At 44.8% G+C, this 13,445-nt stretch carries 11 protein-coding genes and 1 other annotated feature; all 11 genes read left to right on the top strand.

Annotated elements, in window-relative coordinates:
* Nucleotides 1–192 precede the first annotated feature (192 nt).
* The gene (gene dnaN, locus ACX4JR_RS16140) at nt 193–1,299 is read left to right on the top strand and encodes a DNA polymerase III subunit beta (protein WP_476059007.1); all 1,107 of its coding nucleotides are present in this window, start codon (nt 193–195) and stop codon (nt 1,297–1,299) included.
* 21 nt (nt 1,300–1,320) lie between these two features.
* Nucleotides 1,321–1,542 carry an RNA-binding S4 domain-containing protein gene (locus ACX4JR_RS16135; protein WP_476059006.1) on the top strand — a complete coding sequence of 74 codons (222 nt, stop codon included), beginning with the start codon at nt 1,321–1,323 and terminating at the stop codon, nt 1,540–1,542.
* 29 nt (nt 1,543–1,571) lie between these two features.
* A complete protein-coding gene (gene recF, locus ACX4JR_RS16130; protein ID WP_476059005.1) occupies nt 1,572–2,687 on the top strand; it encodes a DNA replication/repair protein RecF in 1,116 nt (371 codons plus the stop codon).
* Nucleotides 2,688–2,690: 3 nt separating this feature from the next.
* The gene (gene remB, locus ACX4JR_RS16125; RefSeq protein WP_476059004.1) at nt 2,691–2,945 is read left to right on the top strand and encodes an extracellular matrix regulator RemB; all 255 of its coding nucleotides are present in this window, start codon (nt 2,691–2,693) and stop codon (nt 2,943–2,945) included.
* 117 nt (nt 2,946–3,062) lie between these two features.
* Nucleotides 3,063–4,967 carry a DNA topoisomerase (ATP-hydrolyzing) subunit B gene (gene gyrB, locus ACX4JR_RS16120; RefSeq protein ID WP_476060594.1) on the top strand — a complete coding sequence of 635 codons (1,905 nt, stop codon included), beginning with the start codon at nt 3,063–3,065 and terminating at the stop codon, nt 4,965–4,967.
* Nucleotides 4,968–5,015: 48 nt separating this feature from the next.
* On the top strand, nt 5,016–7,439 hold the full coding sequence (gene gyrA / locus ACX4JR_RS16115; protein ID WP_476059003.1) for a DNA gyrase subunit A: 2,424 nt from the start codon (nt 5,016–5,018) through the stop codon (nt 7,437–7,439).
* A gap of 297 nt (nt 7,440–7,736) precedes the next feature.
* Nucleotides 7,737–7,946: a hypothetical protein gene (locus ACX4JR_RS16110; protein ID WP_476059002.1), complete on the top strand. Its 210-nt coding sequence runs from the start codon at nt 7,737–7,739 to the stop codon at nt 7,944–7,946.
* Nucleotides 7,947–8,745: 799 nt separating this feature from the next.
* Nucleotides 8,746–9,630 carry a pyridoxal 5'-phosphate synthase lyase subunit PdxS gene (pdxS, locus tag ACX4JR_RS16105; protein WP_476059001.1) on the top strand — a complete coding sequence of 295 codons (885 nt, stop codon included), beginning with the start codon at nt 8,746–8,748 and terminating at the stop codon, nt 9,628–9,630.
* Nucleotides 9,631–9,634: 4 nt separating this feature from the next.
* Nucleotides 9,635–10,219, top strand: coding sequence for a pyridoxal 5'-phosphate synthase glutaminase subunit PdxT (gene pdxT, locus ACX4JR_RS16100; protein WP_476059000.1), 585 nt, complete (start codon nt 9,635–9,637; stop codon nt 10,217–10,219).
* A gap of 49 nt (nt 10,220–10,268) precedes the next feature.
* Nucleotides 10,269–10,494: a binding site (T-box leader), on the top strand.
* Between the two features lie 99 nt (nt 10,495–10,593).
* Nucleotides 10,594–11,745 (top strand): pyridoxal-phosphate-dependent aminotransferase family protein, encoded by a 1,152-nt coding sequence (locus tag ACX4JR_RS16095; protein ID WP_476058999.1) that lies wholly within the window; start codon nt 10,594–10,596, stop codon nt 11,743–11,745.
* Nucleotides 11,745–13,334, top strand: coding sequence for a phosphoglycerate dehydrogenase (gene serA / locus ACX4JR_RS16090; RefSeq protein WP_476060593.1), 1,590 nt, complete (start codon nt 11,745–11,747; stop codon nt 13,332–13,334). Before ACX4JR_RS16095 ends, serA begins: the two co-directional genes overlap by 1 nt.
* The last annotated feature ends 111 nt before the right edge of the window (nt 13,335–13,445 follow it).

Below are 13,445 nucleotides of genomic sequence, written 5' to 3'. Positions count from 1 at the left end.
CGTTAAAATACACAAATCCACTAAGGCTTGCACTGCTACAATAGCGCAACCTGCAATAATTTTTACACAAAATCACAAGCGTTAATACTATTACGATCTATACCTAATTATTTATTTTTCTTAATCATAACGAATAGCAACCGTGAACGAACTTAAAAATAAAACCCATACCACCTTAAAGGGGGTAAATACATGCACATCACCACTACAACTGAAGACTTGCTTCATGCCCTGCAAACGGTTTACCGAGCAGTACCCCCCCGCACCCCCCTTCCCATATTAACGGGTATTTTTTTTGAAGCCGCTGATGACTCCCTTTACCTGACTGCCACTGATCTGGAACAAGGAATTCGTACCCACATTCCTGCTACTGTAAAGACTCCTGGAACAGCAGTACTGCCTGCCAGAGAAATTACGGAACTGGCCCGCCGGCTGTTAAGCGTGCCGACTGTACAATTACAAACGGACCCTGCAAATAACACTACCGTTGTGAGCTACGCCCAGTCCGAACTTACACTACATGGATTTTCACCTGATGAATATCCTGCACTGCCTGATGTTACAGGAGAAACCCTTATTAATTTACCCCAGGCCCTGCTACGTAAAATGCTGAGGCAGGTTCTTTATGCTGTTTCCCAGGACGAGTACCGGCCTGTCTTTACGGGAGTACTGTTCGAGTTTTTGGAAAATAAACTAAATCTGGTGGCTACGGACATACACCGGCTTGCCTTGCGCACTACGTTACTGGAGCACAAGCCCAACAAACTTATAAACGTCATCGTTCCCGGAAAAACTCTTAATGAAGTGGCAAAATTGTTGGCTGACGGGGATTCTTACGTATCAATACACGTCACTGAAAACCAAATGTTCTTTTTTATCGATAAAGTACAAATCGTAACCCGCCTGCTGGCAGGGAGTTTTCCTAAGTATAATGTAGTGATACCCAAAAACATCACTTGTGAGGTAAAAGTTAATACAAGGGAATTATTAGAAGCAGTGGACCGGGCACTTTTGCTCACCAACCCTAAGAGACAAACGGTCCTTTTACAACTTAAAGGAAATACTCTTACCGTTTCCTTTAATGCAGAAACAGGTAAAATCAGGGAAGACTTGCTGGTTGAGAGCAGTGGAAAAGATATGGACGTATGTTTTAACGGTCGGTATTTGATAGATGCACTGAAGTCCATGGATACGGAACAAATACACTTACAGCTTACCGGGCCGAGCACTCCGGCAGTCATTAAACCCAGCGAAGGTGATGAGTACATTTCAGTACTTGTACCAGCCGTACCGCAATAATAGCGTTAGCGGGGGATTACCATGTGCATTGATATAAAAGTAAAGGGAACCATACGGCTGGATCAGTTTCTAAAGTGGTCGGGCGCCGCAGATACCGGTGGAAAGGCCAAGTTGATGATCCAAAACGGAAAAGTGAAGGTTAATGATGTATTAGAAACCCGCCGCGGCAAAAAACTGTCCGATGGTGATCTTGTTACGGTATCAGACGGTCCCACTTATAGAGTGGTTTTCACAACAAAGTGAAGTACGGGTAAACAGGAGTTGCTGTACCGGTGTACCTGAAAAAGATTAACCTGCGGGGTTTTCGCAATTATGTTCAGGAATCCTGGAGCCCACACAAGGGTATTAATCTCATAATAGGTAAAAACGCCCAGGGTAAAACTAATTTGCTGGAAGCCATTTACCTTGGAACATCAATTAGCTCGTTTCGTACCAATCGCATCACAGAGGTTATTAACTGGCGCGACAAAAAAGCACAATTATATTTTACTTTCGCCATGGCCGGGAAAAATAATTCTATTTTTTTTGAGGTAACTACCGCCGGAAAAAAGCTAATAAGCGTAAACGGAAAAAAATTGAAACCGGGAAGGGAGTTTCCCTATCCCAAAGCCGTGGTTTTTACCCCGGACGATCTGGACATAATAAAGGGGAATCCCGCCCGGAGAAGGAAATATATAGATTTTGAGCTGGGCCCGCTGGATTTTCACTATCACTATTATTTTCGCCAGTACCAGAAGGCTTTGTTTGAACGTAACAGTCTACTGCGGAAAGTGAAAACGGGCGTAGTAGAAGATGACGTTCTGGAAACATGGAACTGGCAGCTTGCAGATACCGGAAGTCATTTACTGATTAAAAGATTAAATTTACTGAATAAACTGGTTCCCCTGGTAAAGAGATTATTTCAACAATTAACAGGTAGTAGGGAAAAACTGGAAATTAGATACTTATCGTCAATAAAAGTAACTCAAGATATGAAATACGATGAAGTTAAGGAAAGATTCTTAAAAGAAATATCCAGTGTCAAAGAAGAAGAACGTTTGCGGGGCCAAAGCCTTAAAGGGCCCCACAGGGATGAAATAGTATTTTACATAAACGATAACGAAGCCAGGCATTACGGTTCACGGGGCCAGCAACGTACAATCGTAATAGCTTTAAAACTGGCCCTGTTGCATATGTGGAAGAAGGAAACCGGGGAATATCCAATTCTTCTGCTGGACGACGTTTTACAGGAATTGGATTTAGAAAGACAGGAGTCTTTGTTATCAAAGGTCCGTGGCCAGGTGCAAACTTTCCTTACCACCAGTATGGAAAGGTTAAGAATACAAAGAACTACAATAATCGATAATGTTATTTACGTCACCGAAGGAAAATTACAACAGGAGGTATAAACAGTGTTTCTACACCTTGGGGGAAATATCGTAATTCCCGGACATAAGATAATTGCCATTTTGGATGCCCGTTCGTCAGAATCGCCTGTAACAAAGGAATTCATGGAAATTGCAAAGGATGAAGGTTTTATTAAAAATATTACCCCTATGGAGAAGGCCAAATCCTTTGTCATCACCAGCGACAGCATTTACGTATCTCCGATATCCTGCACAACTTTAAAGAAGCGGTCACATACATTCTGTGAAAGAGCAAAATAAGAAAACATATCCGGGAACCGTGGTCAACCACGGTTCCATTTAAGTCAGTAAAAATATACCTGTTTTTTGTGATAAAATATTGCATCAGGAATAATAGAAACGGAGGTTCCCGTTTTGTTGCAAGAAAACAATAATGTAAAGTACGGTGCCGAGGAAATACAGGTTTTAGAAGGCCTCGAGGCCGTGCGCCGCAGGCCCGGAATGTATATCGGCAGTACCGATGCCAGGGGCCTTCACCACCTGGTATATGAGGTGGTGGACAACAGTATTGACGAGGCAATGGCAGGGTACTGCGATAAAATAAAGGTTATTGTACACAACAATAACAGTGTAACCGTCATCGATAACGGCCGGGGTATTCCCGTGGATATCCACCCCAAAATAGGCCTCCCTGCACTACAAGTGGTAATGACAATGCTGCACGCCGGCGGTAAATTCGGCGGCGGAGTTTATAAAGTCAGTGGTGGATTACACGGGGTTGGCATATCTGTGGTTAATGCCCTTTCCCAGTGGCTGGAAGCAGAGGTACGGCGTAACGGGAAAGTTTACTACCAAAAGTATCGCCGGGGAATACCTGTAACAGACCTGAAAGTAACCGGTAGGTCTGACATAACGGGAACAAAAATTACTTTCAAGCCCGATCCGGAAATATTCGAGGTAGTGGAATTTAATCATGAAACCCTGGCAAAACGTTTACAAGAACTGGCCTTCTTAAGCAAGGGCATAACCATAATTTTTGAAGACGAAAGGATTAACAAGACCGTCACTTATCATAAAGAAGGCGGTATAAAAGATTTTGTCAGGCACTTAAACAAAAATAAAAGTCCCCTGCACGATCCCATTTATCTTGAAGAGGAAAAAGGTAACATAATAGTGGAATTGGCCCTCCAATATACGGACGGATACATCGAAAATTTATTTTCATTCGCCAATAATATTCATACTGTAGACGGCGGAACCCATGAAGCAGGCTTTAAAGCAGGTTTGACGAGAGTTATTAATGAATACCGGCGTAGATACAACTTAACAAAAAATGGTATTAACCATCTTACCGGGGAGGATATTAGGGAAGGTCTTACGGCAATTATCAGCGTAAAGGTACCGGAGCCCCAGTTTGAAGGTCAAACCAAAACAAAACTGGGAAATAGTGAAGTCCGCAGTGCCGTAGAATCAGTGATAGTAAGTAAATTAAGTTCATTCCTGGAAGAAAACCCGGCTGTTGCCAAACGCATTTTGGAAAAGGCAATAACGGCTGCCAGGGCCAGGGAAGCAGCCCGCAAGGCACGGGAATTAACCCGCCGCAAGACTGCGCTGGAAAGTTCAGCCCTGCCGGGAAAATTGGCCGACTGCTCAAATCGGGATCCTTCAGTTAGTGAGCTTTTCCTGGTGGAGGGGGATTCCGCGGGAGGTTCGGCCAAGCAGGGACGGGAAAGAAGTTTTCAGGCCATACTCCCCCTGCGGGGTAAAATACTTAATGTTGAAAAAGCTCGCATGGACCGGATTTTGAATAACGAAGAAATCAGGGCACTGATTACGGCTTTAGGTACCGGTATCGGTGATGAATTTGATCTTAAAAAGGCCCGCTATCATAAAATTATTATCATGACCGATGCAGACGTTGACGGGGCCCATATTCGTACTCTTCTGTTGACGTTCTTTTACCGTTATATGAAAAAACTGATAGAGGCAGGCTATGTATTTATTGCTCAACCTCCCTTGTACAGGATTAAAAAGAATAAAAAAGATTATTATGCTTATAGCGATCAAGAATTGAAAAAAATTTTAAATGAAATCGGCAGGAACTCTGTTTCCATCCAGAGGTATAAGGGCCTGGGTGAAATGAATCCCGAGCAATTATGGGAAACCACCATGAACCCCGAATCAAGAACAATTTTACAAGTTAAGCTGGAAGATGCAATCAAGGCAGATGAAATTTTTACCATGCTAATGGGGGATAAGGTTGAGCCCAGAAGATGCTTTATTCAGGAAAATGCCAGGTCTGTCAGGAATTTGGACGTTTAACTGGATATAAATACAGGCTTTTTCCCAGTTTTTAAGAGGTGACTAGATATGCCAAAAATGGTAGGTAAAGTAATACCAGTGGACATAAACGAAGAAATGAAACATTCTTATCTTGATTACGCTATGAGCGTAATAGTAGGCCGTGCCCTGCCGGATGTTCGGGACGGCCTGAAGCCCGTTCACCGGCGAATATTGTATGCCATGCATAATTTGGGGGTTACCCCTGACAAGCCCCACCGCAAGTCTGCATTTATCGTCGGTGAAGTAATGGCCAAATACCATCCCCACGGTGACACGGCCATTTACGACACGCTGGTTCGCTTAGCCCAGAACTTTTCCAGCCGTTATCCCCTTGTTGACGGTCATGGGAATTTCGGTTCGGTTGACGGGGATTCCGCTGCCGCCATGCGTTATACAGAAGCCCGCATGGCCAGGATAGCAACGGAGTTGTTGTCTGACATAGAAAAGGATACTGTAGATTTTGTGCCTAACTATGACGGCACGGAAAAAGAGCCGGTGGTTTTGCCGTCCCGAATTCCCAATTTGCTTATTAACGGCTCTGCAGGGATTGCAGTAGGGATGGCCACAAACATTCCGCCTCACAACATCGCAGAGGTTATTGACGGGGTGATTATGCTAATTGACAATCCCGGCGCTGAAATTAAAGAATTAATGACGGTAATTAAGGGCCCGGATTTTCCCACCGGCGCCATAATTATGGGGCGGGAGGGAATACGGGAAGCTTATTATACCGGCCGTGGTACAATCCGTGTCAGGGCCAGGTCAACCATCGAAACCGAAGGTGGTAAGAAAAAGATTATAGTTAGCGAAATTCCCTACCAAGTAAACAAAGCCAAGTTAATTGAAAAAATAGCGGATCTGGTAAGAAATAAAAAAATAGAGGGTATTTCCGATTTGAGGGATGAGTCTGATCGCCAGGGAATGCGTGTTGTCATTGAACTGAAGAAAGAGGCCAAACCGAGGGTAATTTTGAACCAGCTTTATAAACACACCCAGTTACAGGATACATTCGGTATTATAATGCTGGCTTTAGTTGACGGCCAGCCTAAAGTTTTAAATCTTAAGGAGTTATTGTGGCATTACCTTGAACATCAAAAAGAAGTTATAACCCGCAGATCTAAATTTGAACTTGATAAGGCCGAGGCCAGGGCGCACATTGTAGAGGGATTACGCATAGCCCTGGATAATTTGGATGAAGTTATAAACACAATCCGGTCTTCCCACACCGTGGAAATAGCAAAAGAGTCCTTAATGAAAAAATTTGCTCTTTCCGAAAAGCAGGCCCAAGCAATTTTGGACATGCGCCTGCAGCGCCTCACCGGCTTGGAGCGCGAAAAGTTAGAAGCGGAATATAAAGAGTTAATGAAAAAAATAGCTTATTTGAAGGCAGTTCTGGCGGATGAGAAAAAAGTATTAGGAATTATTAAAGAAGAGTTACTTGAGTTAAAGGAAAAATATAAAGACAGCCGCCGTTCGGTTATCAGTGACGAAGATTTCCAAATGGAAGAGGAAGACCTGATAGCTGAAGAGGACGTGGTTATTACTATAACCGATAAAGGATATATCAAGCGCATGCCACTGGGTACTTATAAGAGCCAGCGCAGGGGTGGGCGGGGTATTCATGCTGCGGGCATCAAAGAGCAGGACTTTCTAAGACACCTTTTTATTACTTCCACTCACCATTATCTGCTCTTCTTCAGTAACCAGGGTAAAGTATACAGGCTGAAGGTTCATGAAATACCCGAGGCGGAAAGGCAGGCCAGAGGAACTGCCATTGTAAATCTTATTAATATTGACCCGGATGAATATATAACTACTGTTATACCTATCAAGGAATTTGTGCAGGATTATTATTTATTTATGGCAACTAAAAGGGGTATTGTTAAGAAAACCCCCCTCAATGATTATGATTCGTCGCGCAAAGACGGTATCATAGCCCTTAATCTGGATGAAGGGGATGAATTGATAAATGTAATTCTTACGGATGGCAATGAGGAAATTATTCTTGCCACCAGAAACGGGCTGGCCATTCGTTTTCACGAAAGGGAAGTGCGACCTATCGGTAGGGTTACCAGGGGAATAAAAGGAATAACTTTACGCGAGGGAGACCATGTTGTCTCCATGGATAAGGTTCGTAAAGACGGGGATGTTCTGGTAATCAGCAGTCAAGGCTATGGAAAACGGAGCAGAATAGATGATTACCGGTTACAATCCCGTGGAGGGGTTGGGATACGTAACATTAAATGCACCCCTCGGAACGGACATGTGGTATCGGTACGGATTACTAAGGAAGATGAAGAAATAATGATGATAAGCGCGGAAGGTGTTATGATTCGATTACGGGTAGGGGATATACCGGTTATGGGAAGGTCTACTCAAGGTGTGATTCTCATGAAACTTAGTGAAGGGGACCGGGTGGTGGCAGTGGCCCGGGTAGTGAGTACGAGTTAAGTCTAATCACGGATAGCATTTGTCCGTGATTTTTTATGTGCAATCATTAGTGTAAAAATAAGGAAGTAAGAGATATAAGCCAAATTAAACAGGTAATTAAGCATATTAAAAATATATGGAAAAATTTAGGATTTGATTTAATATGTTATGATTATAGGCAAAAGTTTCCAAAAAAGGGCGCCCTTTTTGGAAAACTTGGCTTGGAAAATTTTTAAAAAGTTTAGGACAATTAAAGATAATATCTTTAAACAAGTAGCATAACTTGAAAAATTTTCCCCAAATAAGGAGGTTAACATTATGGGACAAATTAACGAGGTAAGCGGAATAATTGAATTCTACTCCCACGTAATTCCCTACCTAGCCAGTACCAGGGAGAGAAATATAACTGCCGTTAAAGGTGAGACAATTATTATGGAATTTCCCGGCCTAAATATCGATAACGGGCCGGTGGAAAGGACGGTGTTGCTAAAAGAAATTCTCCGGATTCCCAGGGGACCTGGCAATTAAGGAATTTTAGGGGAATTTGTCTTTAAATATATATAAGAAATATATAAGCTTAACTGAAAAATTCCCCCCAAAGGGAGGGGGTAGGCGGGTTAAGAACTTACAATCAAATAGAAGGTACTTTGAACCGGTGGAAAGTTGGGGGAATTTTTCAAGAAGATATTATCTTTAAATTAAGTAGAACTTAACTTGGAAAATTTCTCCCAACCGGAGAATTCCCTGAAGAGGGAATACGGTAAAATTAAAATTCAAGCTATCGTGCACGTGGTTGAACAGGGTAAAAGCTGAGAGTAATATTTACGGGAAATATTTGATTAAAGTGACTCTGTTTAAAATAAATAAATTTCCCCTCGCAAAAGAGAGGCCAAAGACTTACCTTCCCCTTTAGCAGCTATAACGCTCCCCCGAGGGCTAAAGCCGGCGAATTTTTTCGGGTACCCGTTCTTACATGTATGTAGTGAAAATTTACGACAGTGGTAAAGATTGAAAAATGCTTATGCAGGTGATATAATTTGAGCCGGGCTCTAGTATATAGTCACCCCTGGATTTTATATCCAGGGGGTTAATTATTTCCTAATTTTGATTTATTCTTTATGGATTTGGGGTCTGCAGTGACCGAGAAGCTGCTGCGGGTTCCTAAGATATCCATGGTTAGTCGAGCAAAGGTCATTGCGGATGTCGTAATGTGGCCATAAGAAATATCCATTGGCCGAGCTAAGACAATTTTCATTTATCTTGTTTTTCTTTGTATAATAAAGTAAAATTATTTGTTAGTTATAAGCAAGAAATGGAGGCGTCATAAATGGCGGAACAGGGAACTTGGACTGTAAAAAAGGGCTTGGCTGAAATGTTAAAGGGTGGCGTTATAATGGATGTTACCACCCCGGAACAGGCTAAAATAGCGGAAGAGGCCGGGGCTTGTGCAGTTATGGCCCTGGAGAAGGTACCGGCGGATATCAGGGCTGCAGGTGGTGTGGCCAGAATGGCCGACCCGTCGGTGATATTACAAATTATGGACGCCGTTACCATACCAGTGATGGCTAAAGTTCGCATCGGGCATTTTGTAGAAGCCCAGATACTGGAAGCGCTAGGTGTGGATTACATAGATGAAAGTGAAGTTCTTACACCGGTGGATGAAGAACATCATATTGATAAACATAAATTTAAGGTGCCCTTTGTTTGTGGTGCCCGCAACCTGGGAGAAGCCTTGCGGCGCATCGGCGAAGGTGCTGCCATGATTCGTACCAAGGGAGAGCCGGGTACCGGAAACGTGGTGGAAGCCGTGCGGCACATGCGCAGAGTGATGGGTGAAATTCGCAGGCTGCAAAATATGCCCAAAGAAGAACTTATGCATGCAGCCAAGGAGATGGGGGCACCATATGAATTGGTTTTACAAGTGGCGAAGGAAGGGCGGCTGCCTGTAGTGAACTTTGCTGCCGGGGGAATTGCTACTCCTGCAGATGCCGCCATGATGATGCAGTTGGGCAGTGACGGTATTTTTGTGGGTTCCGGTATTTTCAAATCCAAGGATCCCGCTGCCAGGGCCAAGGCTATTGTAGCGGCAACCACCCATTACAATGACCCGCAGGTACTGGCGGAAGTATCCCGTAACCTGGGCGAAGCCATGCCCGGTATAGAAATTTCCTCCATTGCTCCGGAACAACGCATGCAAGACAGAGGATGGTAGAAAAATGCTGGTAGGGGTGTTGGCGTTACAAGGTGCATTCAGGGAACACCAGCGGGCACTGGAGACATGTGGTGCGGATACAATTCAGGTGCGCAAGCCGGAACAACTAAAGGGGCTGGATGCCCTGGTCATCCCTGGCGGTGAAAGCACCACTATAGGAAAATTATTGCTGGATTATAATTTATTTGAACCTGTGGTTGAACTTGGCCGGGAAGGCTTGCCCATATTCGGCACTTGCGCGGGGTTGATTTTGCTGGCCAAGGAAATTAACGGGTCCGACCAGCCCAGGTTGGGATTGATGGATATTAAGGTTGAGCGTAATGCCTTTGGCCGGCAGGTAGAGAGTTTTGAAACAGATTTGGATATACCGGCACTGGGCGAAAAACCTTTCAGGGCGGTTTTCATAAGAGCTCCCTATGTAATTGATGTGGCGTCTAATGTGGACGTTTTGGCAAAATTTGAAGATAAAATTGTATGCGTGAAACAGGGGAATATATTGGCTGCTGCTTTTCACCCGGAGTTAACGGATGATTTGAGGTTTCATGAATATTTTCTGAATAAAGTGAATAACGAACAAAAGTACATATAACTATTGCAAATTGCGACGAAATGTATTATTATTTTTTAAAAATTAATAGGAAAACCCAGTGAAGGGGTAGAGTAGTCAGCCGTAAACTCTTCAGAGAGCCGGTGGTTGCTGCGAACCGGTGGGTTCGGCTGGTGAAAGGCTCCCCGGAGGGGGCCTGCTGAAAAAAGCAGTAGGCAGGCACGGTATTACCCGTTATGCTGTTAATTGAGGGGATCCGGTAATTTTTGCCGGATCAATGAGGGTGGCACCGCGGGAGTTAACCTCTCGTCCCTGTGTTATATATGCAGGGAGTGAGAGGTTTTTATATTTACCGGCGCTTCCATCAAGTCATTTGATAAAAAACAAGACTCGATATTTTGAAAGGAGAGACCTTTATGCAAGGTAAAGAATACCTTATGATTCCCGGCCCGACTCCGGTACCGCCGCCGGTGGCCGGTGCAATGTCCCGGCCCATGTTCGGCCACCGGAGTGAAGATTTTGCCGAAATGCATAAAAGAATTATATGTAAACTGCAAAAAGTATTTCAAACCCAAAATGATATTTTCGTATTAACTAATTCAGGTACCGGCGGTATGGAAGCTGCCGTTGCCAACACCGTAAGTCCTGGGGATAAAGTTTTGGCTCTGGTTGGAGGTAAATTCGGGGAACGCTGGGCCGAGCTGGCCAATACCTACGGGGCGGAAGTAATTCGGGAGGACTTTGAATGGGGCACTCCGGTTGACCTGGCAGTGGTGGAAGAAAAATTGGCCGCCAATCCCGACATTAAAGTGGTATTTGCTACTTTCAATGAAACCTCCACAGGGGTGGTTAATGATGTTGAAGGTCTCGGTAAGCTGGTGGCGAAAACGCCTGCTTTACTGGTGGTAGATGGCGTCAGCGGCGTCGGTGGCATAGAGATTAAAACCGATGAGTGGAATGTGGATATACTAGTAACCGGTTCCCAAAAGGCCTTTATGTTGCCGCCGGGCCTGGCTGTTATAAGTGTGAGCTCCAAAGCCTGGGAGAAAATTAAAAACAATTCATCACCTCGTTATTACTTCAATCTCTTAAAAGCAAGGAAATCCATGGAAAAATGGAATACTGCTTTTACTCCGGCAGTGTCCCTTTTTGTAGGGCTGGATGCCGCTTTAGATATGATTTTGGCCGAAGGATTGGATAACGTTTATGCCCGGCATAAACTGTTGAGGAATGCCACCAGGGCGGCCATAAGAGCCCTCGGGCTGAAATTGATGACGAAAGACCACTGTGCATCCCCGGTGGTTACATCGGTATATGCGCCGGAAGGCATTGGGGCAGATGATATTCGCAAGGTACTTAAAAAGGAGTACGGCATCACCTTTGCCGGTGGCCAGGCAAAATTGAAAAATAAAATATTCCGCATTGCTCATATGGGTTTTGCCGATAAGATGGATGTACTCCTGGCCATAACCGGCCTGGAAATGGCTCTGGCCAAAGTGGGTTATCCCGTCCGGCTGGGCGAGGGAGTTAAAGCCGCGCAAGAAGTATTTCTGGGGAGGCAGGAATGATGGCCAGTTTTAAAGTTCTGGTAATGGATAACGTTTCGGAGCAGGGTTTGGCCCCGCTGCGCGAGGAAAAGGATATAGAGGTAGTTATTGGTAGAAAAATGACCGAAGATGAGTTAGTTAAGATAATTGGTGATTATGACGCCATGATCGTGCGCAGTGCCACCAAAGTTACCGCCAGGGTAGTGGAAAGTGCCAAAAAGTTGAAGGTTGTGGGCCGTGCCGGTGTGGGGGTTGACAACATTGATTTAGATGCCTGTACCCGAAAAGGTGTGTTGGTGGTAAATGCACCGGACGGCAATACCATAGCCGCCACCGAACATACCATAGCCATGATGCTGGCCCTGGCCAGAAACATACCCCAGGCAGTTAAAAAACTCAAGGAAGGCATATGGGATAAGAAGGCATTTCTTGGTGTAGAGCTCAGGGGTAAGATACTTGGTATTATCGGTCTTGGGCGTATCGGCTCGGCGGTGGCCCGCAGGGCCCAGGCCATGGAAATGGAAGTAATAGCCTATGACCCTTACATTACGGAAGAAAAGGCCGCTTGCTTGGGAGTGTCCCTTATGCCCCTGGAAGATGTTTTAAAGCGGGCGGATTTTATTACTTTCCACATGCCCAAAACCAAGGAAACTTATCATTTAATTGATGAAAGGGCCTTTAGCCTGATGAAGGACGGCGTGCGCATTATAAACTGTGCCCGGGGCGGTATATTGGACGAGGAAGCCTTATACCGTGCCGTAGAGTCCGGTAAGGTGGCCGGTGTGGCCTTGGATGTCTTTGAAAAAGAGCCCAATACCGACAGTCCGTTGCTTAAGTTTGATAATGTTATTGCCACCCCGCATCTGGGAGCTTCTACGGCTGAAGCACAGCTGAATGTAGCCGTGGATGTGGCCGAGGAAATAGTGGCCGCCCTCAAGGGCGGAATAGTAAAGAACACGGTAAATATTCCTTCCGTTAAGCCGGAAGTAATGGCCGGGGTCAAGCCGTATCTTAACCTGGCGGAAAAGTTGGGGAAATTCCAGGCCCAACTGTTAGACGGCAGGGTTAAAAAGGTGGAAGTCATATACAGCGGAGAATTGGCCAAGCTGGAAGTTGCACCTATAACTACCGCCCTGGTGAAAGGCATGCTGGATCCCATTCTCCAAGAAAGGGTTAATTATGTGAATGCCCTTGTTTTGGCCAAAAGCCGCGGAATTCAAGTGGCTCAAACGGTGGACGGCAGTGCTGAAGGTTACGCCAGTCTAATTACTGTTAAAGTTGTATCGGATAAGTTGGAAAAAACCGTTGCTGGAACCCTTTTCCGGGAAAATGATCCCCGCATAGTTATGATAGACGGTTATAGAATTGATGCCGTGCCCAGCGGATATATGCTTTATATTCCCCATATCGATAAGCCCAGAATCATCGGCCCGGTGGGGACCCTTATCGGAGAGCATAATATTAATATAGCCGGCATGCAGGTGGGCCGAAAGGAGATCGGCGGCAAGGCGGTAATGGTGCTGTCGGTGGATGCCGAAGTTCCGGAAGAGACATTAAAGGAAATTGCCCGCATAGATGGGGTTATGGATGTGAAGTTCATAAGCTTGTAGCGGTTTTACAAGGATATTCCAATATGATATACTTTTGCCGGGTAATACCCCGGCATTAATTTTTGGTTGGGGGTACCCCGGAAGAGAAATTTTTATATGTTCTTACTTTGG

The organism is Desulfofundulus sp. JL263-se, assembly GCF_056316025.1.
Note: the sequence above shows the minus strand (reverse complement) of the source record. Positions and strands in the feature narration are given on the sequence as shown.